The 23,120-nt window shown below is 65.7% G+C and carries 19 protein-coding genes and 1 pseudogene; 6 read left to right on the top strand and 14 right to left on the bottom strand.

Annotated elements, in window-relative coordinates; all coding sequences use genetic code 11:
- Positions 1–196: 196 nt before the first annotated feature.
- From G6N24_RS08515 to G6N24_RS08480, 8 genes are all read right to left on the bottom strand, one after another.
- The gene (locus G6N24_RS08515) at positions 197–1,099 is read right to left on the bottom strand and encodes an ESX secretion-associated protein EspG (RefSeq protein WP_085160698.1); all 903 of its coding nucleotides are present in this window, start codon (positions 1,097–1,099) and stop codon (positions 197–199) included.
- 89 nt (positions 1,100–1,188) lie between these two features.
- The gene (locus G6N24_RS08510) at positions 1,189–1,473 is read right to left on the bottom strand and encodes a WXG100 family type VII secretion target (protein WP_085161053.1); all 285 of its coding nucleotides are present in this window, start codon (positions 1,471–1,473) and stop codon (positions 1,189–1,191) included.
- Positions 1,474–1,522: 49 nt separating this feature from the next.
- A complete protein-coding gene (locus G6N24_RS08505) occupies positions 1,523–1,819 on the bottom strand; it encodes a WXG100 family type VII secretion target (protein WP_163745460.1) in 297 nt (98 codons plus the stop codon).
- A gap of 223 nt (positions 1,820–2,042) precedes the next feature.
- Entirely contained in the window at positions 2,043–2,342 is a 300-nt protein-coding gene (locus G6N24_RS08500; RefSeq protein WP_085158123.1) for a PE family protein, read from the bottom strand.
- A gap of 376 nt (positions 2,343–2,718) precedes the next feature.
- Positions 2,719–3,930, bottom strand: coding sequence for a PPE family protein (locus G6N24_RS08495; RefSeq protein ID WP_085158126.1), 1,212 nt, complete (start codon positions 3,928–3,930; stop codon positions 2,719–2,721).
- Between the two features lie 30 nt (positions 3,931–3,960).
- A complete protein-coding gene (locus G6N24_RS08490) occupies positions 3,961–4,260 on the bottom strand; it encodes a PE family protein (protein ID WP_085158128.1) in 300 nt (99 codons plus the stop codon).
- A gap of 195 nt (positions 4,261–4,455) precedes the next feature.
- The gene (locus tag G6N24_RS08485; RefSeq protein WP_085158130.1) at positions 4,456–5,637 is read right to left on the bottom strand and encodes a PPE family protein; all 1,182 of its coding nucleotides are present in this window, start codon (positions 5,635–5,637) and stop codon (positions 4,456–4,458) included.
- A gap of 401 nt (positions 5,638–6,038) precedes the next feature.
- Positions 6,039–6,233 carry a ferredoxin gene (locus G6N24_RS08480; RefSeq protein ID WP_085158132.1) on the bottom strand — a complete coding sequence of 65 codons (195 nt, stop codon included), beginning with the start codon at positions 6,231–6,233 and terminating at the stop codon, positions 6,039–6,041.
- 168 nt (positions 6,234–6,401) lie between these two features.
- Here G6N24_RS08480 and G6N24_RS08475 point away from each other — a divergent pair, with 168 nt between their 5' ends.
- Positions 6,402–7,583, top strand: a complete 1,182-nt coding sequence (locus tag G6N24_RS08475; RefSeq protein WP_085158134.1) for a cytochrome P450 — start codon at positions 6,402–6,404, stop codon at positions 7,581–7,583.
- Positions 7,584–7,596: 13 nt separating this feature from the next.
- Here G6N24_RS08475 and eccCa read toward each other — a convergent pair whose 3' ends face one another.
- Complete coding sequence (gene eccCa, locus G6N24_RS08470; protein WP_085158136.1) at positions 7,597–11,766, bottom strand: type VII secretion protein EccCa; 4,170 nt, start codon at positions 11,764–11,766, stop codon at positions 7,597–7,599.
- Positions 11,763–13,283, bottom strand: coding sequence for a type VII secretion protein EccB (gene eccB / locus G6N24_RS08465; RefSeq protein WP_085158138.1), 1,521 nt, complete (start codon positions 13,281–13,283; stop codon positions 11,763–11,765). The genes eccCa and eccB overlap by 4 nt, the downstream gene beginning before the upstream one ends.
- Before the next feature lie 386 nt (positions 13,284–13,669).
- Between eccB and malQ the strand changes: the two genes are divergently transcribed.
- Complete coding sequence (malQ, locus tag G6N24_RS08460; protein ID WP_085158140.1) at positions 13,670–15,826, top strand: 4-alpha-glucanotransferase; 2,157 nt, start codon at positions 13,670–13,672, stop codon at positions 15,824–15,826.
- Positions 15,823–16,293: a nuclear transport factor 2 family protein gene (locus tag G6N24_RS08455; protein WP_085158142.1), complete on the top strand. Its 471-nt coding sequence runs from the start codon at positions 15,823–15,825 to the stop codon at positions 16,291–16,293. The genes malQ and G6N24_RS08455 overlap by 4 nt, the downstream gene beginning before the upstream one ends.
- Positions 16,294–16,336: 43 nt before the next feature.
- Here the strand turns inward: G6N24_RS08455 and G6N24_RS08450 are convergent, their stop codons facing one another.
- Positions 16,337–16,900, bottom strand: a complete 564-nt coding sequence (locus tag G6N24_RS08450) for a hypothetical protein (RefSeq protein ID WP_085158144.1) — start codon at positions 16,898–16,900, stop codon at positions 16,337–16,339.
- Between the two features lie 244 nt (positions 16,901–17,144).
- Here G6N24_RS08450 and G6N24_RS08445 point away from each other — a divergent pair, with 244 nt between their 5' ends.
- The 3 genes from G6N24_RS08445 (at position 17,145) to biuH (ending at position 20,451) form a co-directional block, all read left to right on the top strand.
- Positions 17,145–18,962 (top strand): DUF4407 domain-containing protein, encoded by a 1,818-nt coding sequence (locus tag G6N24_RS08445; RefSeq protein WP_085158146.1) that lies wholly within the window; start codon positions 17,145–17,147, stop codon positions 18,960–18,962.
- 230 nt (positions 18,963–19,192) lie between these two features.
- Positions 19,193–19,642: a DUF6941 family protein gene (locus G6N24_RS08440; protein ID WP_085158148.1), complete on the top strand. Its 450-nt coding sequence runs from the start codon at positions 19,193–19,195 to the stop codon at positions 19,640–19,642.
- A 101-nt stretch (positions 19,643–19,743) separates the two neighbouring features.
- Positions 19,744–20,451 carry a biuret amidohydrolase gene (gene biuH / locus G6N24_RS08435; RefSeq protein WP_085158150.1) on the top strand — a complete coding sequence of 236 codons (708 nt, stop codon included), beginning with the start codon at positions 19,744–19,746 and terminating at the stop codon, positions 20,449–20,451.
- A gap of 35 nt (positions 20,452–20,486) precedes the next feature.
- On the opposite strand, the pseudogene G6N24_RS08430 reads toward biuH, so the two are convergent.
- From G6N24_RS08430 to G6N24_RS08420, 3 genes and pseudogenes are all read right to left on the bottom strand, one after another.
- Positions 20,487–20,891 (bottom strand): annotated as a pseudogene (locus tag G6N24_RS08430) (cytochrome P450); the annotation flags it as partial.
- A 66-nt stretch (positions 20,892–20,957) separates the two neighbouring features.
- Complete coding sequence (locus G6N24_RS08425) at positions 20,958–21,767, bottom strand: DAPG hydrolase family protein (protein ID WP_085158152.1); 810 nt, start codon at positions 21,765–21,767, stop codon at positions 20,958–20,960.
- Entirely contained in the window at positions 21,767–23,107 is a 1,341-nt protein-coding gene (locus tag G6N24_RS08420) for an FAD-binding oxidoreductase (RefSeq protein WP_085158154.1), read from the bottom strand. The genes G6N24_RS08425 and G6N24_RS08420 overlap by 1 nt, the downstream gene beginning before the upstream one ends.
- Positions 23,108–23,120: the final 13 nt, after the last annotated feature.

The following is a 23,120-nucleotide window of genomic DNA, read 5'->3' as shown; positions in this document are numbered from 1 at the left end:
CACTGCGGTGCCGCGCTCTCCCGGAAGGAGCAGCTCGACTAATTCCGAATTCATCTGCCTCGCCTCGCGACTAATGGTTTCTCACGACATCAATTTTCAGCTTTGCAGCCGAGTCTAGAGCAGTATGCCTCGTTCGCATCCCGACCGCATTTTATAACCAAATACGCTGTTTCACTGTGTATTTCGTAGCCCGTTGTCAAACCCTGCTATGCGTTTTCCACTCGCCGTATGGCAACGTATCCAATACGGTCTTCACCCCTACTTGCACCAACTGCGGGGTCGCCGGGCAGATGGCAAGCCACGCCTCGCCGGAACCCGCCGTTCGTGCCTGTTGGTAAAGAGCGATGCGCCCGCCCGATCCGTCCTTCAGGGACAGCACCGACGCACTGGGGCCCTTCGCGTCGTCGCGGTACTGGCGCGCGTAGACCGCGACCTCGGCCGCGGGATCAGAGAGCGCCTGGCCCAGTGCGGCGACGGTGGCGGCGCTGATGCCCATTCGCCGTAGGTCGCCGCCGGAGAACACGTTGAACCCCGATCCCTGCCATGCCTTGGTTGCTTCCAGCATCTCCTCCAGGGGCACGTTGACCGCGTTGATCGCCGCGGGGTCGGCGTGGTGAATCGATTCCAGGCCGTCGATCACCAGCGCCGCGATCGAGGCGCTATCCGTGACCGACACATCGTCGACGGTGATGTCGTTGCCAACCCGAACCGCTGACACCCAGTGCTGTCCGCGGCGCGCCAGCACCACCCGGAACTCGTTGTCCGGGATATCGCGCGAGCCAGGAGGTTGGTCGTCGCCTTCGACGACTCCATAAAGCAGTTTGCCGCGCGACAGTAGGGCGACGACCTCGAGGTCCGGCGCAGCGAGCACCCTCATCCTGGCGGCCACCTGCTCGTTGACCTCGTCGTTGACGACGATGCCCTGCTCGCGCATGACCGCCATCCCCGGATGCTCGTTCAGCCAGTCGTTGTTGTCGGTGGATACGTACGGCCGGCATCGCAGCTCCGGCGCAACGTGCCGAATATCCAGCAGCGCCTGAAGCATCCAGAAGCCGTCGACGTTTACCGTGATGTCGGTGCGGGTGCTCTGTTGGTCCATCACTACCTCAAATGTCGACGTGCCAGTTGACTGCAGGCCACGGCAGCACACCGCCTAGGGGTGTGCTGCCGCGCCTGAATGTCGTCGCCTTATGCCCAGCTGGAGCCGACGGCGCTGTCGGTGCTTGCCATGTTGCTGCCGGCGGCTTGCACCTTCTGGCCGTGGGCGTTGGCCTGCTCGTAGATCACCTGGAAGTTACGGCCCAACTGGGTGATGAACTCCTGGCACGCCACCGAACCGGCGCCGCCCCAAAAGTCCCCAGCGGCCAACACATCGCGAACGATCGCCTGGTGCTCGGCCTCGAGTGACGCGGCCTGCGCCCGGATGGTGGCACCGTGCGCGTCCACGTCCCCGAACTGGTAATTAATCGTCATATCGGTGTTCTCCTAATCTAGGTAGCCTACGCAGTGGCGGCTTACGGCGCTAGCTGCTGAGGATCTGCTGCGAGGCTTGCTCTTGCTGTTCGTAGTTGTTGGCGTCGCGGATCAGCCCGTCGCGCACCCCGTGCAGCATGTTCACGATGTTGCGGAACGCCTGATTCATCTGGCTCATGGTGTCCAGCGACGTCGCCTCCGCCTGGCCGCTCCAGCCCGCACCCGAGATGTTCTGCGCGGACGCCCACATCCGACGGGCCTCGTCCTCGACCGTCTGGGCGTGCGTTTCAAAGCGACCCGCCATGGCCCGCATTTCGTGCGGGTCGGTCATAAAGCGTGAGGTCATACTTCCTGTCTCCTTTATTGCTTAACCGTTGATAAATTTCTTGCAATGGCCGGGACCGGTCACGCGCTAGCGCCCCCGCCGACCCGAAAACACATGGATCGTCCCCCCTTTCCGTCCCCCCACCGTGGAGTTGTAGTCAACGGCATACTCACGGCGGTCCGGGGCACTTCCAAAATCCCTTCGTCAGACACCAAATCGCCGTGCGGAAAGACCGCCTGGCCGGTCAGCCGGTCGCGGCCGCGTTCGCGGCCTCGGTCGCCGCGTAGGAGCCGGAACTGGTCGCCAGCGTGTTGACGAACATCTCGTGGATGGCCGCAGCCTGGGCGCTGACGGCCTGGTACATCTGCGCGTGCGCGGCAAACTGAGCGGCGGTCAGCGCAGACACCTCATCAGCCGCCGCGGGCACCACGCCTGTGGTTGGGGCAGCAGCGGCCGCGTTCTGGGCGTTCATTGCCGAGCCTATGCCCTGCAGGTTTCCCGCCGCCGCTGCCAAGGCCTCCGGCTGTGTGGTCACGAACGACATGCTGTTTCCTCCCTCGAACTATCCCCAGCAACCACTCTCTGCAAGAGAGTAGATGACTGCGTCATGCCACGTTGCCTTCGCCGCCAGCTGTTCACACTTGTTCACGAGTTGCTACGGCGAATTCACCTGTGGTAACGCCACAGTAACAGCGTTCGGGCCGGTTGTCGGGCCACTCGGCAGAGTCAGCGCCACGCGCGCGCACAGACCGCAGCTATCCGTCGTCGCCGGGCGGCTGACCAGCGCATTTCTACGTCAGCAAGTCGAGCGGTCAATAAAATCTCGCGGCCGGCAAAGGCGCGTCGGGCACGCGGCTCGGGACCTGTGCCGACGGACCCCGGTCCAGCGCGGCGTTCCGCGGGCCGTGGTAGCGGATGAGCTAGCCGGCGAAGGGTGGGCGGGCCATGACGGTGGGCCGGAATCCGTAGCGGGGGCCCGAGCCGGCCGCGCCGGCGCCCGTGCCGGCCAGCGGCATGCCGCCGAGCAGGTTTCCCGTCCCCGCGGCCTCGGGGGCCGCGGTGATAGTGCTCACCGGCAGCGGGGCCGCACCCGGGTGCAGGCCGGGCATGGTGCCATTCCACACCGGCGGGACCGAAAGCTTGCCGACCGAGGCGGCACTGCCCAAACCCGCTGACACCGGCCCACCGCCGCTCAGCATCCCCCCTAGACCGCCTAAGCCCTTGGCCGCGTCCGCGGCCGCCGCCGGCGCGGCCCCGCCGATCAACCCCAACGTCTTGGCCGACTGCACAAAGTTGTTCGCCATACCAACGCTGAAGTACGGCAAACCCTCGGTGTTATAGAAAAAGCTCGCGTAGGGCCCATAGGCGGTCAACAGCGCCGACAACGAATTCGGGAAGGTGGACGTGCCGAACAAGATCTGCCACAGCCACGACAATGGATCACTGGACGCGGCCGCACTCGACAACTGTCCGGTCAGCGGCGAGGCCAGGCTGTGCAAGGCCGAGGAAGCCGCACCGATGAACTGCTGCAGCGTCTGCTGAGCCGAACCCGCCGACGTGCCCGCAGCCGCGGTCACCGCCGCGGCCTGCGCACCGTGAGCGGCCGGATTGACGATCTGCGGCGGCGACGAAAACGGCGTCACCGCCGCAGCACTCGCCGAGCTACCCGCATACCTGTACATCGCCGCGGCATCTTGAGCCCACATCTCGCCGTACTGGGCCTCCAACGCCGCAATCACACCCGTGTTCTGACCAAACACATTCGACGCCAACGCCTGTGCCAACTGCGCACGATTGGCCGCGATCACCGGCGGCGGCACCACCGAGGCAAACGCCGTCTCAAACGCCGCCGCGGCCGCCCTGGCCGAAGTGGCCGCCTGCTCGGCCGCCGCGGCCATCCCACTCATCCAGGCCACATACGGCGCCACCGCGGCCGCCATCGACGCCGACGCCGGACCCAGCCACTCCTCACTGGACAACTGAGTTACCACCGTGTCATAGCCGGCAGCCGCCGAACTCAATTCCGCGGCCAACCCACTCCACGCCGACGCCGCAGCCACCATCGGCGCCGACCCCGGACCCGAATACATCCGCACCGAGGTGATCTCCGGCGGTAACGCACCAAAATCCATCACACTCACCCCTTGACCCGTCGGGACCGCTTAACCCGCCGCGGCCGCGTTAGCCGCCTCGGTCGCCGCATACGACCCCGAACTCATGCCCAGGGCGTGGACAAACATCTCGTGAATCGCGGCCGCCTGCGCACTGACCACCTGATACATCTGCGCGTGCGCGGCAAACTGCGCCGCCGTCAACGCCGACACCTCGTCTGCCGCCGCCGGCACCACCCCCGTCGTCGGGGCCGCCGCCGCAGCATTTTGCGCACTCATCGACGAGCCAATACCCGCCAACGTGCCCGCGGCCGCGGCCAACGCTTCAGGCTGCGTCGTCACATACGACATCCGATCTCCTCCTCAATAACCTTCCGGCACAACGACCTTCAGGGATTTGATTGCCGATACGGTAGTTGCAATCCGGGGCAGCACCGCCGCCGGTGGCAACTATTCACTCCTGGACGACCACTTCTCACCCTCCGACAACCGCTGTTCGCGCACGGTTCAGCCGATCGCCGGCCAATCATCACTATGGTCATAGCGTTATCCGGCCGACGGTGGACGAGTTAGGACGCTTTGCCGGAAGCCGTATTTGTGGGTGAAGCCCGCGGCGGCGCGCCGACCGGCGCCGCGCATCGGCAATCCGTTGAGCACACCATTGGCCGCGTTGGGTGAGCCGGCGGCGGCGACATTGGCGCCCACCAGGCGCGCGACCCGCTGCTCCAAGGCCGTCTCCGTGGCAATCCAGGTCGGCGGCACCGACAACGGCCCCACCTTGACCGCCGACGCCAAGCTTGCCGACGCGGGCCCACCGCCGCCTAGACCCAGCCCCGCAAACTGCGGCGTCGGATACCACGCACCACCCGAACCGGCCGTCGTTCCACCAGGGCCAAACGTCAACTGCTGCCCGATCGAGGCAAAGAACTGCGGTATGCCCACGGCGAAATATGAAAGACCCATGGTACGAACCAAGGAGGTTCTCATTGCGGGGGTGATCGTCCCCAACAACTGCGCAATCTGCGAGTTGTTCAGATCCAGCATGGCCGCCGACGCGGCTGTCGATAGTTGCTGCAGCAACCCGGGCACCGCGGAGCCGATCGTCAGCTCTGGGGCCGCCGCGGCTACGGTCTGTGCGGAAGCGGCGCCCGGCGTCGCGGCGGCCTTGCTGACCGCGGCTGCCTGTGCGGCCAGCCCGGTCGCATCGGTGGCCTGTGCGGGCTCGGTGAACGGTGTCAGCTCCGAGGCGGTCGCCGAGGCACCGGCATAGCCGTACATCGCGGCGGCATCTTGGGCCCACATCTCGGCATACTGCGCCTCGGTGGCCGCGATCGCCGGCGTGTTCTGACCGAAGAAGTTCGTCGCGATCAGCGTCATCAACAACACCCGGTTGGCCGCGATCACCGGCGGAGGCACTGTCATCGCAAACGCGGCCTCATACGCCGCCGCGGCCGCCCGGGCCTGCATGCCCGCCTGCTCCGCCAACTCAGCCGCGGAGTCCAGCCAGGTAAAATAGGGCGTGGCCGAGGCCACCATCGCCATCGACGCCGGACCCAACCACGGCGAACTGGACAACTCCGAAATCACCGACGCATAGCCGCTGGCAGCCGAACCCAACTCCGCGGCCAGCCCATCCCAGGCCGCAGCGGCAGCCAACATCGGCCCCATCCCCGGGCCGCTATACATCCGGCCCGAATTGACCTCCGGCGGTAACGCCCCAAAGTCCAACTCCGCTCCTCCTCAGCCGACCGCGTCAACATCGGCGATCTCGGCTACGTTGTGGGACCACGGGGCGATCCATACCGCCGCGCTCGATTCGCACCGAATCACCGCTGATGGTCTCGATGGTCCGGCAGCAGCCTGCTGACGAAGCGAGTTGTACTGCTGCGAAATGCTTCTCGTTCGGCGGCCGGCCCTCGGTCGTTCGGGCTAGCCGATGCGCTCCAGGCGTTCGTCGTTGAGCCAATGGCGGGCGCTGGTTCGTTATCGAACAGCCGCACATTTGAGACCATAGAGGACGAAACGGTGCTCCGGCGCTCGCGCAGCGAACTATTCATTCCCTGCAGACTATTGTTAAGCCGCCGTTAAGCCGTGAGTTGCCCATGAGTCCGGTTCGGTCTTGACCACCGTCAGTCGTCCTCAAGGATGAGCGCCATCTCGGGGCAGGCGGCGACGCCGTCTCGGGTCACCTGTTCGTCCTCGGGTCGCACCTCGTGCTCCTCGAGGATCGAGTAGCCCGAGTCGTCGATCGGGAACAAGTCTGGATCGACGGCGTAGCACTGGGCATGCCCCACGCATCTCGACCGCTCGAGGCGAACCTTCACGGGATTTCCTCTCCCGACCGCTGCGGTCACCCGCCAGACCGAATAAGACGGATTGATACATAGATTAACCGGTCGGTGCAGCCGAACCGGCGGATTGGTGGGTGTTTCCCGCACGTGCGATATTGGCTGCGTCAGCGTCGGCGAGACAGGAACGGACACATCAGAAACATGAGCACTCTCGACGAGGGCCAGGCTGGCGCGTTTCATCTACCGCGGCTTGAATTCTCGACCCTGCCGATGGCCACTGACCGGGGTCTCGGGTGGAAGACCCTCCGCGACGCGGGGCCCGTAGTCTTCATGAACGGCTGGTACTACCTGACTCGGCGCGAAGACGTGCTCTCGGCTCTGCGGAACACGAAGGTGTTCTCCTCCAGGGAGGCGCTCCAACCGCCGGGAAATCCACTGCCGGTGCTTCCGCTGGCGTTCGACCCGCCGGAGCACACCAGATACCGCAGGATCCTGCAGCCCTTCTTCAGTCCGGCCGCATTGAGTAAGAAGCTGCCGGAACTGCGTGACCACACGGTCGCCATGATCGACGCGATCGCCGACCGGGGCGAGTGCGAAGCGATGGCAGATTTCGCGAATCTGTTTCCATTTCAGCTGTTTCTGGCCCTGTACGGACTGCCGCTACAGGATCGTGACCGTCTGATTGCCTGGAAAGACGCCGTCATGGGCATGTCGGACAAGCCCTACCCCTCTCACGAGGACATCGCCGCGCAGCAGGCCCTATTCGAGTATCTGGTGGCGGCGATCGCCGAACGCAAAAAGCATCCGGGCCCAGACGTGCTGTCGCAAGTCCTCATCGGCGAGGACCCGCTCAGCGAGATCGAGGTGCTGGGCTTGAGTCACCTGTTGATACTGGCCGGACTGGACACCGTGACGGCGGCGGTGGGTTTCTGCCTGCTCGAACTCGCGCGCAGGCCGCGGCTGCGGGAGATGCTTCGCGACGAGCCCAAGCAGACGAGGGTTTTCATCGAAGAGATCGTCCGGCTGGAGCCGTCGGCGCCGGTGGCCCCCCGGATTACCACCGACTTGGTCAATGTCGGCGGCATGACGCTACCCGCGGGTTCACCGGTGCGGTTGTGCATGGCCGCCGTCAACCGTGACGGCAGCGACGCGATGTCTACCGACGAGTTGGTCATGGACGGAAAGGTGCACCGGCACTGGGGGTTTGGCGGCGGACCGCACCGTTGCCTGGGGTCGCATCTAGCACGCCTTGAGCTGACCCTGGTTGTCGGTGAATGGCTCAAGAGAATCCCCGAGTTCGAGCTGGCTCCGGGCTACACGCCCGAAATCCGATTCCCGTCGAAATCCTTCGCGCTCAAGACATTGCCGCTGCGGTGGAGCTGAACGGGTCACCGAGCTACTTGCGCACCTCGGTCGCCGCCACCTGGACGAACACACCGGTGTCTTCCGCCATCAACAGGCCTCGGCCGCGGGGCAGCGGACCGCCCTTCATCTTGCCGCGGATAAAACCCTCGTCGGGGTCGGCGTCCATCACCAGCAGCGGTGCATTCGCCTGATGCAGTGCCCGCAGCATCGGGTCGCTGCCTGCGGAGGACCAGCCGCCGAAGGTGCGGGTGACAATCACGTGCAATCCGACGTCGGCGGCCCGGGTCACCCAAGGAACTGCCTTGTGCAGAGGTGAATCGAAGCCAGGTGGCAGCTGCTGGATGTCGTCGACGATCAGGAAGATTTCCGGGCCGCTCCACCACGACCGCGCCAACAGCTCTTCCGCGGACAACCCAGGTGGAGGCTCGCGGCCTGCCAACGCCGCCGCCAGATCACCCATCATTGCCTGCACGCCGTCGAGGTTGTAGGCAAACTTCTCCACATAGTCCGAGCCCAGCGCGGTCAGCAGCTGACGGCGCGGATCGACCAGCCATACCTGTGCCGAAGGTCGCCCTTGGGGCGGCGTGGGTGCGCTGCTCGAGCCGGGGGCATACAGCCGACCGATTTCGGACATGATGGTGGCCAGCGCCGTGGTACGCCCACATTCGCGCCGACCCGTAATCATCAAATGCGCGTTCTCGGCGAAATTCAAGTACACCGGCTGCAGGTCCAATTCGGATATCGCCCAGGCGATTCCGCCCGCGCCGACCCCTTGACGGATGTCTCGTGCGGCCAGTTCGCGCACTTGCTCCACGCCGAACCGCGCCGGCAGGCGGCGTACCGGCGGGGCCTGACCGCTGGTGAGGCGGCTCACCGCCGCGACCACGCTGTCGGACTCGAAGACGTTGTCGGGTGTGCTCGCCAATGCCGGCCGCGCCACCAGTGTGTGCAGGCCCGCCTGCGGGTCGCTGTCGAGTCGGACGTAGTTGACCGCAACCATGCCCCGGCCCGGCTTGACCGGAACGTCCTTGGCGAACCTGGATCTCACCAACTTGGCATCTTCCACCGCGGCCAGGCGCAATTCGACCCGGGAACCAAACCCGCTACGCACCGGCGGCCGTAGTTCCGATTCGCGATCGGCGGTGACCACCACGTGCACGCCGAACGAGGGCCCCTGATTGATGATCTGGTTCACCTGTTCGATCAGCACTTCGTTTTCTTCGGCAAGCGCGCGGTAGTTGTCGATCACCAGGTAGACATCGCCGAACCCGTCGTTGGGCACCGGGCCAGCCTCACCGCTGAACTTGCGGCGCCGGAACACCTCCATCGAGGCGATTCCACATTCGAGGAAGCTGCGCTTGCGCTCGCGGACCAACGCCAGCAGTTCGGCCACCGTCCGGCGCACGCCGTAAGGGTCCGTGGGACCGGCGACCTCACCCACATGGGGCAACTGGGCCACGGTGGTCAACGCGGTGCTGCTGTAGGCCAGGCAGTAGAACTGGACCTGCTCGGGTGTGTGGGTCAACGCCGCCGAGCAGATCAGTGTCTGCAGCGCGGTGGTCTTTCCCGAACCGCCGGCGCCCAGGATCAGCACATTGGCGCCCGGCCCGGAAGTGTCGACCGTCCACGGCGGCTGATCATGCTTGAACGGGCGGTCGATGATCCCGATCGGGAACACCAGATCCTTGGCGGTGCCGTAGTCCTTTTGCCACTGGCGACCCAGGAACCGGTCGACCAGTTCATCGATGGCGACCGGCACGGTTAGCGGCGGCTGCCATAACCGGTACGGCTCGAACTTGATCTTGCGCAACTGATCAATGATCACCGTCCCGACTTTCGGTGTCCTGATCCCTTCCTCGTCCTCGTCGTCCTCTTCGCCCTCGATTTCGAACACCTCGCCATTCGATTGCGCCGCCGCCGGCTCGACCTCGGGGCCGCCCACGCTCACCTCGAGCGGAGTGAACGAGTTCGTAAATAGTTGCGGGCGAACGTAATCGATGCTGTGCACCAACGCTGGCGCCTCCTCGCCGTCGATAGTGACGCCGGGGCGGTAGTAGTCCCGCCACAGGAACTCGGCCTGGAACCGGATGATGTCCTCGAGACTCTTACGGAAATAGCCCAACCCGGCCTGGGCCGGCAGGTTCACCGCATTCGGCACCCCGGCCGCCTGTGCGGCCCCAGCGGTACGCGCTTTCAGTACCAAGCGGTAACCCATGTTCTCCATGAGCTTTTCGGCGCGGCTCTCAATGGTCTGCGAGGCCATCATCAGGTGGATCCAGTAGGCGCGGCCCTGCCGGCCGATCGAGTCGAGGACATCCACCGCGGTGGGCATGATGCGGAACCACTCGTAGAACTCGTCGATGACCACGACGAGCATCGGCAGCGGCGCCATGTCCTGCCCCCGCGCCCGCATTCTGGACCGTACCGAGTTGTACTCCTTGGCGTCGTCGACACCGGCGCTGTCGCATACCGCCTTGCGGCGGGCGATCTCGCCCCACAGCGCGTCTAGGAAGCGCTCCATCAATGCCTGGTCTTCTTCCAGGTCGGTGATGATCCGCGACACGTGCGGCACGCCGGCGAACGGCTTGACGGCCGACCCACCCTTGAGGTCGGCCAGAACGAACTGCAGCTCCTCGGGCGGATGGCCGAGCATCAGCGACTCGATCACCGTTCGCACCAGGGTCGATTTGCCCGAACCCGTTGTACCCGACATGACACCGTGCGGGCCGTCGCCGCCTTCGTCGAGGGACTTCATGTCCAAGAACAGCAACTCGCCGTTGTCGGACCGGTTTCCGAACGGTGCCCGCAACCGCGACCTGCCCATCGTGTCGGTGCGCCTGCCCCACAGCTCGTCGAAGTCGATCGAGCCGGGATCGTCAATCCCGTAGTAGGACAAGATGTCTCGGGCGCCGATGTGGGCGACCCGCTGGCCGATCTCCTCGTACGCCTCGGCGAGCCGCCAGCGCGCCAGCTTCTGCGCGAACTCTTCTGCCTCCGCGATGCTGAGCTGGTCGGTGAGGGCGAAGAACCATGCCTTGTCGTCGATGACCATCCAGGTGTCGCGGTCACGAGGCAGCGCCTCGATCACGCCCAACTTGTCGAATTTCAGCACCCGCTCCGGAACGTCTGTCCACATCGCAGCGCCGGTCAAGTCGAAGAACGTCACCCCGTCGACGCCCTCGGCACTGATGACATACTCCCACTGAGGATCTGCGACGTCGGCGATGATCACGTGGTGAGGGGTAGGCGTCTGCGCGGACGAACTGGCATGCCGCGGCGTGAATGAACCACGGCCGGCGAACAATTCGGCTTGCTCCGCGGCGAATTCACGCACCGAGCTGTAGACCATCCGCGCGTTACCCGCCGCGTCCTGACGCCGAGGATCGCCGAAGTGCGGAAGCCACTTCACCCAGTCCCATTGCTCCAAATCGGAACTAACAACGATCATTTGCACGTGGTCGGGCCCGTGGGAGAACGCCAGCTGGCAGATGATCGCCCGCATCAACCCCAGTACCTGCTCGCGCTCGCCGACCAGCGCATACCAGGGTTCCACCAGAAGGGAAACCATCTTGGGCAGGTTGTAGACGACGCTTTGGTAGCGCCCGAATTCCTGCAGTGCCTTGCCGGTCACCGGCTCCAGTTCGATGTCGGTCGGCATGTTCTGCGGCTCGCCCCAGGTCACCTCGGGACGGGTCATGCCTACGCCGACTCGCACCACGCCGAAGTTGAGGTCCTTGCCGTCGGGCTTGCGCTCCCACATCCGCTGCGATCCGACGGCAGCCGCCAGCGTGGTGGGTGCCGGGTGAAACCAGCGGTAGTTGGCGTCCATGCTGTCCGCCGACTCCTGGGCCGTCTCGCGCAGCATGTCCAGCATCAACATGAACTGAGCGCGCATCGCGTCCAATTTCGGCCGGCTCATCTGCTGCTGGCCGCCGAACCGGCCGCCGAACATCATCATCGCCATCCCGCCAACCATGAAGATCGGGAAAATCGCGCCGGCGCCCATGAATAGGTGTGAACCGCTGGCGAAGACCATGCCCACCATGCCGATCAACAGGCCGATCACCAGGACGCCCACCACCACGATCCACCAGGGCTTGCCCTCCGGTGGCGGAATGCTCAACGGCGTGGGCAGGACGATGTTCTCCGGCTTAATTACCGGGGCCTTCTCCGGTGTCGGCCGCGCAAACCCACGTTTCACTTCGGTACCACCAACTCTGCAGGGGTCATGTCCATCGGTAGGGTGTCGTGCTCTACTAACGCATCCGCTCGTGACAGCGTCGGGCCTTGTGGCAATAGCCGCAGCGCCACCCACGGCGCCAGGCTGGGCGCCAGGTTCAAACCCAATGCCTCGCGCGCTTCCTTGGTGTCGTCAACTCCGAACCGCGCGCCCGCCTCCGTCAGCCACCACAGCGATTCCGTCGTTTGGGCGGCCGGATTGTTGCCGGTGACGGCGACGAAGTTCGCATAGTCGGGGCCGAAATAGACCTGGTCCGCTTCGCGGCCACTCGTGTCGGACTTCACCAGGGTCACCACCTTGTTCACGTCGGTGGCCCTGACCGGGATGGTGGGCCCGGTCACCACTTGGACCCGGGACCGGTTCTCGCCTGCCGTCCGCTCCCACCACCAGCACGTCGCCGGATTTTCGCGAAGGTCGACTACCTCCAACGGGTTGTCCGGGTAGGCCGACAGATCCATCCTGTTGACCACCGGCATTTTCGCCAACGCGGACGGTTCGACGGTCACCGGCTTGGTATTCCCCGGGCCACCCGCATTCTGCAGGATCTGTGCGACCAACGGCGGAAGCGTCTGCACGCCGTCGGTCAAAACCAGGGAATACTGTTGCGGCCCGCTGATCTGGGGTGTGACAAGCACGGTCCCGACGGGACCGGGAGCGCCGGCAAACGTCGCCGCGGCGCCCGCGTTCGGTATTTCGGGGACCACTAACTCCGGCCCCACCGGCAACGCGTCGTACAGTGCATGACTCATCGGTTTTGCCTGACTGACTTGCTCCGGGGTCAACCCCAATGGCAACAACACCGACCGGTCGGTTGCGTCGATCTTTGACCGACGTCCCTCGCGGATGACCCACGCGTCGCCGCCGTAGCTCAACACCACCGCGTCCGACCCGCTCAATACCCGTCGGTGACTCGTGAGGTCCGGGGCGCCGTCTATCACCGTCACCGTCACCCCTCCGGGCGCGCTGACGCCAGTTGAGGTGGCGACCGTGTCACACACCAGCCAGGACGACGCCGGTGGACTCTTTGGCGCAAAAGTCGACGGCGCACCCGGGATACCCACCAGCGGCCCGTGCGGCATGCCGGCGATCTGGCTGGACTTGACCAGGTGCGGGTTATCGGGCCGCCCGGTGATCAGCCGAGCCGATGCCAAATTCAACGCCGGATACAACCTGTCACCCACGCGCACGTACAGCGCGCCGGAGTCACGGTCGGCGATGATCGGCGACTCATTGATCTGACCGGACGGGCTGATGAACGACCACAGCAACGCCCCCAGGCAGATCACCAGGGCCGCGGAGATAGATGCCACCACCGCTAGCGTCTGGCGACGGCCCGGTTCGATCTCCATGCGCACCCGCCAGCGTGTCAACGCCATCGCGGTGCGTCGCGCAAGGAATTGATAACCGGTTACCTGGGTCCGCGTCGACAACCCAAGGCCATACCCCGACCCCCGCTGCCCGCGGCGCTCTTCAGCCACGTTTGATCATCCTCCGGCCCCGACAAAATGCCTGAATATCGCGTATCACCGCGTCTTCACATCGCTAACCGTAAGGTACCCGCGCAGGCCGCGCCACGCGGCACAATAGGCGATCAGCCGTGTTCACCATTCCGTCGCCTTCCGGTCGACAAAGTCGCGAATCGCGCCAAACGCGGCCCGCGGCACTGACCTGCCACTTTGTCCAATCCCCCACGGATACCTCGTGTTCCCATAGGCATGGTAACGATCAATGACCAAATCGGCTTGTCGAGTCGTGAATTCCGGTGTTCCCTCCGCCGATCCGCTTGGTGATGGCGCGCCACAGCTAACGGATCACGCCACGCGACGGCCCGGCGGATCCCCGCCACAGCGTGCAAGATGGCGGCATGACTGAGCTGGCGCCCTCGCTGGTCGAACTTGCCAAGCGATTCGGCATCGCTACCGGGTACGAGGACTGGACCGGCCGGCATGTACTCGTCTCGGAAGCCACGCTGGTCGCGGTGCTCGCCGCCCTCGGCGTCTCGGCGAGCAACGAGCGGGAGCGCAACGCGGCCCTGACCGCGCATCTGCGGTCGTACTGGGCACGTCGGTTGCCAGCGACCATCGTCGCGCGGGCCGGCGCGCAGGCGCGGTTCTGGGTGCACGTGACCCACGGTTGCCCGGCCGAAGTGTGGTTGCAGCTGGAGGACGGCACGGTGCGGGGCGGGGTACGACAGGTCGACAACTTCACCCCGCCGTTCGATCTTGACGGACGCTGGATCGGCGAAGCCAGCTTCGTGCTGCCCGGCGACCTGCCCCTGGGCTACCACCGCGTGCACCTACGTTCTAGTGATCTTGAGGCCAGCACCGCGCTCATCGTGACGCCGGATTGGCTGGGGCTTCCGGAAAGGCTAGGGACCCGCCGTGCGTGGGGCCTGGCCATCCAGCTCTACAGCGTGCGGTCGCAAAAGTCGTGGGGCGTTGGTGATCTCACCGATCTGGCTGATGTGGCACTGTGGTCGGCGACCCGGCATGGCGCGGACTTTGTGCTGGTCAATCCCTTGCATGCGGCGGCGCTGGCTGGGCCGTCACGCCTCATGGAGCCGTCGCCGTACTTGCCGACATCTCGGCGCTTCGTCAACCCCATCTATCTTCGGGTCGAGGCGATTCCCGAACTCGCCGACCTGCCCAAGCGCGCGCGGGTGCGACGATTGGGCGCGGAGGTCCGGCAACGGGCCGGCCAAGTGGACACCATTGACCGTGACGGCGCGTGGGCGGCCAAGCGCGCGGCGCTCAAGCTCCTGCACCGGGTGCCACGGTCGGCGGGCCGCGAGCTCGCATACGCGGCCTTTCGCGCGCGGGAGGGCCGCGCCCTCGATGACTTCGCCACATGGTGCGCGCTGGCCGAGACGTACGGCTCCGACTGGCATCAATGGCCGGAATCGCTGCAGCATCCGGAGGGCCCGGGGGTCGCGAAATTCGTCGACAAGCACGCCGACGCGGTCGATTTCCACCGCTGGCTGCAATGGCAGCTCGACGAGCAACTCGCCGCGGCGCAAGCCCAGGCGGTGCGGGCCGGAATGGCGTTGGGCATCGTGCACGACCTCGCCGTCGGCGTGCATCCCGATGGGGCCGATGCCTGGGCGCTGCAGGACGCCCTGGCCCTGGGAGTGAGCGCGGGCGCGCCGCCGGACGAGTTCAATCAACTCGGCCAGGACTGGTCGCAGCCGCCGTGGCGGCCCGACCGGCTCGGCGAGCTGGAGTATCGCCCCTTCCGCGCACTGATCCAGGCTGTGCTGCGGCATGCGGGTGGGGTGCGCATCGACCACATCATCGGACTGTTCCGGCTGTGGTGGATCCCCCACGGCGCCGCGCCGACCCAAGGCACCTATGTGCGCTACGACCATGAAGCGATGATCGGCATCGTCGCCCTGGAAGCACACCGGGCCGGGGCGGTCGTGGTCGGCGAAGATCTCGGCACGGTCGAACCATGGGTCAGGGACTACTTACTATTGCGCGGCCTGCTCGGCACGTCGATTCTTTGGTTCGAGCTGGATCGCGACGGCCACGGTGGTCCCCTGCCGGCCGAGCGCTGGCGGGAGTACTGCCTGTCGTCGGTTACGACCCACGACCTGCCGCCGACGGTCGGCTACCTGGCTGGCGATCACGTCCGACTCCGCGAGTCGCTGGGGTTGTTGACCAGGCCCGTCGAGGCGGAACTCGCATCCGGTCGGACCCAGCAGGCGGCCTGGATGGCCGAGTTGCGCCGGGTGGGGCTACTGCAGGACGGTGCCGAAGCCGACCCAGAACAGATCGTCGTGGCCCTCTACCGGTACCTGGGCCGAACGCCGTCTCGGCTGTTGGGGGTGGCCCTGACCGACGCGATTGGTGATCGCCGCGCACAGAACCAGCCGGGCACCACCGACGAGTACCCCAACTGGCGGGTTCCGCTGACCGGGCCCGACGGCCGGCCGGTGATGCTCGAGGACGTGTTCACCAGTCGCAGGGCGGCCACCCTGGCCGAGGCGGTGCGCGCCCAGATAGAGCGGGCAGGTCGCTCGTGAGCCTTTCAGTGACCGACCGAGCCGCCCTCAGCGACTTGGTACACCGGTATGCAGTCTACGTCGACAATCGTCAATTCGATTCTGTTGCAGCGCTTTTCACTGCGAAAGCCCAGCTAACGGTGCCTGATCCGCCGGCGGCGCTCGAACCGGTCGTTTCACATCGGGGCCGGCAAGCCATCGCCAGCGCGGTCGGCGCCGTTGGCCAGGCCGTGCGTACCGAGCACGCGATCGTCGGTGAGGTCTACGACGCGGGCCCACAGCCAACCAGCGCGCGGGGGCGCGTCGCATGCATCGCGCACCATTGGATTCAGCGCGCGGATGAGGTGGTCGATGCGGTTTGGCACCTGCGCTACGACGACGGGTACGAGTTGACCGACACCGGCTGGCGGATCAGCTGCCGGGCGTTGACCATCAATGCGATTGAGATCCTGCCGGTGCACCGGTTGCGACCAGGCGACGCCGACTAAGCGCGTCCGGGCGGTGTTCTACTCGATGGGCCTCGGGGCCACATCACGGGCCGGTCCAGGTGGAATCCAATTGTTCGGCGACGTCGATGACCTGCGCGGCTTGGGATTGGGGCGAATCGATTTCGTCGGCGACGTACTGGGCGATGAATCGCCGGATCTCGCCGTCAACCCCGGCAAGGATGCGTAACACCTCGCCGCGGATGGATGTGGACGACACATTGACGGTGATATCGGAAGGCCGCGGTTTCGCGACGTCGACGATCAACAGCAACGGCTCGGCGGCACGTGCCGTCGCGCGCAACGCTATGTCGCCGGCAACCACGAAACGCTGTTTGTCGAGGCGAAGGTCGAGAAGCAGGTCAATCGACAGCGGAATGTGAATCACAAACGTGATGAGGTCCCCCAGCTTTCGCGTGACCCGAGGCTCTTTGATCTTGACATTCGCGCTGACCTTGGCGATCCCGCCCGGACCCTGCGCGATCGGTTCCATTGCGAACTCGCTGCCCGCAATAGCGGCGAATGCGGCGGCGACACGGTCCGGGGTGACGGCGACTTCGAAGAATCTCCGGCCGAAGTCTTCGTAGGTGAGGTAGTCGTGATGTTGCATAGGCTTATACCGTCTCACGTAACCCGGCATAACGGCCGCTGATCCGCTCGCGTCGCGGGAATTTCGCGCCAGATACGGCCCAGATACGGCCGGGGAGCCGGGCGGCCAACGGGCGCGGTAACCCGGGCAGTGCGCTCTGCCGCAACTGAGTCGGGTTGTGAACCACACCACAAGCGGCCTCTTCGATTCGGTGTGTCGGGCGGCGGCCTGCCAGGCTTGGAGCATTGGAGGTGTTTGGAGTCTCATGTGCGCCCACGAAATTCCTGAGCAGCGCTCGGCCGTACCACGGATCGAGGGCCTGCTCACCTGGCTCGGCGGCGGACACTGGCGCGAGCTCAGTGAACGTCACGAGCGGTCGACGCACGCGGTAGCCGGCGCGGTTGTCGTGCTGGGGGCCCTGCTGGCCTGGCTGGTCGCCAGCCTGGCCGTGGGCGAGTCGGCGCGCGTGCCAATATGGGGCGTCGTCGCGCTGACTCTGGTCTTCGGTCTGCTGGTGGGCGCGGTGACTCGTGGCGTCGCCAGCGGCCCCGCCCGGGGTCGGCCCGGTATTGCGGGACGCGCGGCGGTCGCCGTTGCCATCGGCGTCGTCGTCGGCGAGCTGGCGGCGCTCGTCATGTTTTCCGGCTCGATCGATCACCGTCTCGACGAGCGAGCCCTGCGCAACGCCGATTCGGCGCCGGCCGTCGCGCAAGCGTCGGCCGCGCTCGTTGCAACGCGCGAGGTGCGCGTTGCGCTCGACAACGCGGTCGAACACGCTCGCGGGCATCTGGACAACGCCCTGGTTGTCGCACGCTGCGAATACCATCCCACGCCAGCCTGCCCGCAGACCCGGATCACCGGTGTTGCCGGTCAAGGGCCCGAAACACGAACGGCAAATCAGCTTCTCGGCGATGCGCAGCGTGAGCTGGACAACGCTTTAGCGGCTCGTGAGCGCCAAGCACCCGACCTGGATGCCAAGCTTGCGCGCGACGAGCAGGCACTTGCCGAGGCACGCCACGCCGTGGTTGCGGATGCGGGCCGGGGCCTGGGCGCGCGCTGGGTCGCGATGAACGACCTGACCTGGGCCAGCGCCGGCGCCCTGGTCCTGCGGGCGCTGACCGTCGCGTTTTTCGTGCTGTTGTACCTGCTGCCGCTGATTCTGCGGCTATGGCGCGGTGAGACGACTCACGATCGCCACGCGGCCGCACGTGCACAGCGCGAGCGCGCCGAGCTCGAGGCCGACACCGCGATCGCGATCAAGCGGGCCGAGGTGCGCCGCGCCGCCGAAATCATGTGGGCCGAACATCAACTCACCCAGACCCGCCTTGCCATTGAGGCCCAGGCCGAGATCGACCGCGAGCAGCAACGCCGTCGAGTCGTCGAAGCGCTCGAGGCACCTGTGCGCGCTTCGGCGGAGCGTACCTTCGAGCCAGTGGAGGAAGACATGTACCTGCCGATTGCAGCCGAAGCGGAGGCTGCCAGCCGAGCAGTAGCCCAATTGCCTGCTGGGGCACCGGATCCCCGCCCCGATACCCCGGAGAACCTGCCGGCACAGGCCGAGCCGGGCGGCGCCGTTCAACCCCGTGAGGAGCGCGGCACCCCGCTGATCCCGTTGATTCCGGATGCCACCAAGGCAGCGGCCCGCTGGATTCGCCCGTTGGTGCCGCCGTTCGTCGCGCGGGTCATCGACAACACCACTCAGCCGCTGCGCACCGCGCGTCAGGTGTTCGAAGAGGTCGAGGAGATCGCGTTTTCGTTCAAGCGCACGCGCAAGGTGACGGTCAATTCGGAGAGCTCCGACGCCAGCGAGCAACCGCCAGCCATATCCCCGGCTGCTGACGCGGCTGCCACCAAGCGGATCGAGTCGTCACGCGAGGACCCTCAGGAAGGCGACACGGGAAACCACCACCAATTAGACGGCAACTCTGGGCATCCGTCCCTGGATCGGGTACCTCCGAAAGACCTGGCGGGCCTGTCGGTTGGATCGACCGACCGCGACGGCCGGCCGGAGCTGATGAAGCGGGACGGACCGCGTGAGCTGCGGTCGCCCGAGGGTCCGCGGCAACTGCCGCCGGGAAAATAACGCTTGCTCCCTATGGCTGAAACTCGGTGAGTCGTCCACCCGGCCGGAGCGTATTATCCTGCCGACGGGAAAAGGCGGTCGCAGCCAGTTTGAGGTCATGGCCCTGACCGACCTTTCGTGGAGCTGGGTCGGGAACAACACAAGGATCGCGTGGAGTTTGTGACGGCGACAATGGCAGGGCACAATCTCGCGGTGGCAACCGGAAGACCGCTCGAGGCGCCGGCGGCCCGATGAAGGTCAGCCTGTTTCTCGCGGACGCAGCCCAAGCCGACGCGCAATCGGGGAAGGTCCATGCTCTCGGGCTGGGGTGGCGGCAGTGCCAAACACCCACCCCCCCTTTCGCTTTGGTGCTATTCCTCGATATCGACTGGGATGAGACCAACGAACAGCACAAGTTGACATGCCAATTGCTGACCACCGATGGCGATCCGGTGATCGTGACCGGGCCACAAGGGCCGCAGCGACTCCTCTTCGAAGCCGCCGCCGAGGCGGGCCGTCTCCCCGGGGCAATACACGGCACCTCGGTACGAATGCCACTCACCCTCAACATTCCGGCCGGAATCCCCTTGGAACCTGGAATCTACGAATGGCGGGTGGAGGTAGAGGGTTTCGAGCAGGCCACCGCAGTCGAGGCCTTTGTCGTGGTCGGCCCTAGCCACCCGATTTCGCTGGCCGGGTAGAGCACCACGATGTTGTGGAAACAGTTTAGCGCCTGCGTCTTTGACGGGGCCGTCCGCACAATGCTCAGCGCAGCAACCACATTCACCGTGCTGGTCCGCCGATGAACACCGCCAATCGCGTTACCGTTGACGCCACCCCGTATGTCTGGCCGTTCGACGGCGATATTCCACTCGACAGAACGGCGCTGATCAACATCGACTGGCAGGTCGACTTCGTGGGCGAGGGCGGCTACGTCGACACCATGGGCTACGACCTGTCGTTGACCCGTGCGCCGTTGGGTCCAGCGCAAAAGGTGCTGCAGGCCGCGCGCGAGGTGGGGCTGTTCATCGTGCACACGCGAGAGGGCCACCGCCCCGACCTCAGCGACCTGCCGCCCAACAAGAGGTGGCGATCGGCACGGATCGGCGCGGAGATCGGCTCGCTGGGACCATGCGGACGCATCCTCGTTCGCGGCGAACCTGGGTGGGAAATCGTTCCGGAAATGGCACCGCTGCCGGGCGAATCCGTGGTCGACAAGCCGGGCAAGGGTGGCTTCTACGCGACCGACCTCGACCTGATCCTGAAGGCCAACGAGATCACCCACCTGATCTTCACCGGGATCACCACCGACGTGTGCGTCCACACCACGCTCCGCGAGGCCAACGACCGCGGGTACGAATGCCTTCTGGTATCCGATTGCTCCGGTGCCACTGACTACACGAACTATCTGGCCGCACTGAAGATGATCACCATGCAGGGCGGCGTCTTTGGCGCCCACGCCATCAGCGCCGCGGTCCTGGATGCGTTGGACAGGTTGCAGGCACGCTGAGATCCTCCGGCGGTGCCGGCCGGCGAACGGCGCCGCTATCGGACTGCCAACTCAAGACGTTCGAGGCGACACACCAGGATGCTGGGCAACCACTGCCCGACGTTGGCCGCCTCGATCACTGAGGTGCGATCGAGCAGCATGGGCAATTCGATCGGGGCCTCCAAGCGCGCCAGCGCCGCGTCGACAAAGAAGTGCGCCCCATGACCAAAACTCATGTGGCCCTTGGCTTCGGCGCGGTCGAGGCAGAACTCGCCGGGCGCCTCGAAATGGGCGGGATCGCGGTTGGCGGCGCCCCATATAAGCAGCGGGTGTGAGTCAGCCGGCAGATCGACGCCACCCAAGGTGGTGTCGTTCGCCACGTGCCGGTAGTGCCGCCGGAACGGCGCCTCGTAGCCCAGGGTCTCCTCGATGAATGCTCCGAGCAGCTTGGGTTCTCGTAGCGAAGCCGAATGCCAACTGGTCCAACGATTTGTTGCGCCCGCATTCACCGAGCAGGGCTTGGCCGTTTACTCGTCGCCGAATGCGTCATATAGCTCGGGCAAGAATCCGGCCAGGTGATTCATCTCCTGCGCGCAATGCACCAGCAGATTGCGAGCCGTGGCTTCCGAGACGCCAAGGACCTTCGTCGCGATGGGACGCACCGCCTTGGACGCGACGCCAGGGGCGTTGCGCACCGCGATGTGCGGCCCGCCCATCCAGAAACGTGACCGCATCTCTGTTCCACCTGTTATGGAACGGACCTGATGGACGAACCAGCCCGCGTCGACCGGGACATCACCGGAGCCTAACCGCGCACAGATCGACACCGCTTCGTCGCTGTCGGCAGGCAGGCCCATGGTCGTCGGCGAGACGAATTGGATTGCGGCGCGCAGCTTTGTCGATCCGATGTACTCGTTGATCATCGAGCAGCGGCCGATGTAACGCTCGGCGCCCCGGCGACCCGCATCACCGCCGTCTTTCCAAGCGGCGGACAGGTGGGCTCGCGGGTGCCACAGCTTGTAACGGCGGGTATCGCTGCCGTGCCAGCCGAACCACCATGACCACATCCGGGGGGTGACCCCGGGCATGTCGGTGCGCACGGATACTTGCATGCTGCCGTCGTCGAGAACCCCGTAGCCGTTCTCCGTCGGCTGGTACCCGTCATCGGCGATGCTCGTGACGTCCTCGAATGCCAACAATGCCATCCCGCCCTGCGGACCATGGTGCAAGGCCTCGACGACATGCTGTGGGAGCGGGGCCATCTCGGGCCTGAAGAACTTGCCGAACGGCGTATTCGCATCGTGGTTGCGGTAGCCGAGGTAGAGCTCGCTGGCCATCAGATTCGCCCCATCCAACTGTTGAAGAGGCCGTCAGGGTCATATTGGGCGCGTACCCGGTCCAGCCTGGCCATGGCTTCGTCGGTGGCGAACCGGGCCGGACGGGCGCCGAGGTTCTCGTCGGCAAGTTGGATGCCGGTGGCCAGGTGGGACATGGCGGCCATGTTGGATCGCGCCCAGTCGCCGTACTTGTCGTCGTCGCCGGCGTCCTGCCACGAACCATAGAGCGCCAGGTAGATCTCGTCTTCGATGCTGTAGGCCATGTCTTGGCGGGTCGGCGACGGTCCCCAATTCAGCCATAGGAAGTGCGACGGGTGCGGCGGCATCGTGTCGAGGATCGTCCGGATGCCCGGCAGCAGCGCCTCAGCCGATGCCGATGTCCACATGTTGTCCGCCGTGTAGCGGTGGTCACTGCGGTAGTGAGTCATCACGACCTCATACCAGGCGGGCAAATCGGTTGGCATGTAGGGGTTCTTGACGATCGCCCGGTCGACGACCGGGCACGTGTCGAAGATGGCCAGGGCTTCTTGGGCTTCCTTTTCGGTGTCGGCGAACGCCGGCGACGCGCACACGATGGCCGGGATGTCGAGGCCCATCTCCGGGACGCTGCGGGTCGCCAGCATCTGCATCTCGACGCGACGGTCCACCTCGGCGCTGACGCTGCGGGCCCAGGTGTAGACCTCGTCGGCCAGCTCGAATGGGTAGACGTACACGCTGGTGCCACAGACGGCCGGGCGCGGATACAGCGTCAGGTAAAAGGCGGTGACCACGCCGAAAAAGCCCGGGCCGGCGCCGCGCGCCGCCCAATACAGGTCGGCGTGATTGTCTGCATCGCAATGGATCTGCTCACCGTCGGCGGTGATGACGTCCAGGCCGACGACACTCTCGCATGCCGGGCCAAGGACCCGGCTGTTCCAGCCATACCCGCCCTGTAGCAGATAGCCGCCGACACACACACCTTTGCAGTGGCCGCCTGGGAAGAATAGGCCCTGCGCCTCCAGGTCGGCCATGAGCAGGCTACCGCCCTTGCCCGGACCGACGACCGCGAGGCGCTTGCCGGCGTCGATGGTGACGTGATCGAGTCGGCTCACGTCGAGTAGCATGGCGCCGTCGCGGAGATGGCTGGCCGCGAAGCTGTGTCCACCCGAGACGATGCTGACCCGATGGCCGTTGGCCTTGGCATAGCGGATGCCCGCGATGATGTCGTGGGCATCGAGGGCCTGCACAATCACCTCGGGGTAGCGCTCGGGCACTCGTTGATGCCAAACAGTTCCCCGGCGTGCGGCTTCGTACCCGTCGTCGCCGCGGAAGTAGTGCCGCCCGGCCGGTAGCGCGCCCATCGAGGTCTCCTTC

It is taken from the genome of Mycobacterium lacus, from assembly GCF_010731535.1.
GTDB lineage: Bacteria > Actinomycetota > Actinomycetes > Mycobacteriales > Mycobacteriaceae > Mycobacterium > Mycobacterium lacus.
Note: the sequence above shows the minus strand (reverse complement) of the source record. Positions and strands in the feature narration are given on the sequence as shown.

Bases quoted from the DNA above. Each gene is read 5' to 3' on its own strand.
- biuH (WP_085158150.1), top strand. From the start codon at position 19,744: ATGAACACCGCCAATCGCGTTACCGTTGACGCCACCCCGTATGTCTGG.
- G6N24_RS08495 (WP_085158126.1), bottom strand. From the start codon at position 3,930: ATGGATTTTGGTGCGTTACCGCCGGAGATCACCTCGGTGCGGATGTAT.
- G6N24_RS08450 (WP_085158144.1), bottom strand. From the start codon at position 16,900: ATGCAACATCACGACTACCTCACCTACGAAGACTTCGGCCGGAGATTC.
- G6N24_RS08425 (WP_085158152.1), bottom strand. From the start codon at position 21,767: ATGGCCAGCGAGCTCTACCTCGGCTACCGCAACCACGATGCGAATACG.
- G6N24_RS08445 (WP_085158146.1), top strand. From the start codon at position 17,145: ATGTGCGCCCACGAAATTCCTGAGCAGCGCTCGGCCGTACCACGGATC.
- malQ (WP_085158140.1), top strand. From the start codon at position 13,670: ATGACTGAGCTGGCGCCCTCGCTGGTCGAACTTGCCAAGCGATTCGGC.
- G6N24_RS08440 (WP_085158148.1), top strand. From the start codon at position 19,193: ATGAAGGTCAGCCTGTTTCTCGCGGACGCAGCCCAAGCCGACGCGCAA.
- G6N24_RS08505 (WP_163745460.1), bottom strand. From the start codon at position 1,819: ATGACCTCACGCTTTATGACCGACCCGCACGAAATGCGGGCCATGGCG.
- G6N24_RS08515 (WP_085160698.1), bottom strand. From the start codon at position 1,099: ATGGACCAACAGAGCACCCGCACCGACATCACGGTAAACGTCGACGGC.
- G6N24_RS08420 (WP_085158154.1), bottom strand. From the start codon at position 23,107: ATGGGCGCGCTACCGGCCGGGCGGCACTACTTCCGCGGCGACGACGGG.
- G6N24_RS08490 (WP_085158128.1), bottom strand. From the start codon at position 4,260: ATGTCGTATGTGACGACGCAGCCTGAAGCGTTGGCCGCGGCCGCGGGC.
- G6N24_RS08510 (WP_085161053.1), bottom strand. From the start codon at position 1,473: ATGACGATTAATTACCAGTTCGGGGACGTGGACGCGCACGGTGCCACC.
- G6N24_RS08475 (WP_085158134.1), top strand. From the start codon at position 6,402: ATGAGCACTCTCGACGAGGGCCAGGCTGGCGCGTTTCATCTACCGCGG.
- G6N24_RS08500 (WP_085158123.1), bottom strand. From the start codon at position 2,342: ATGTCGTTCGTGACCACACAGCCGGAGGCCTTGGCAGCGGCGGCGGGA.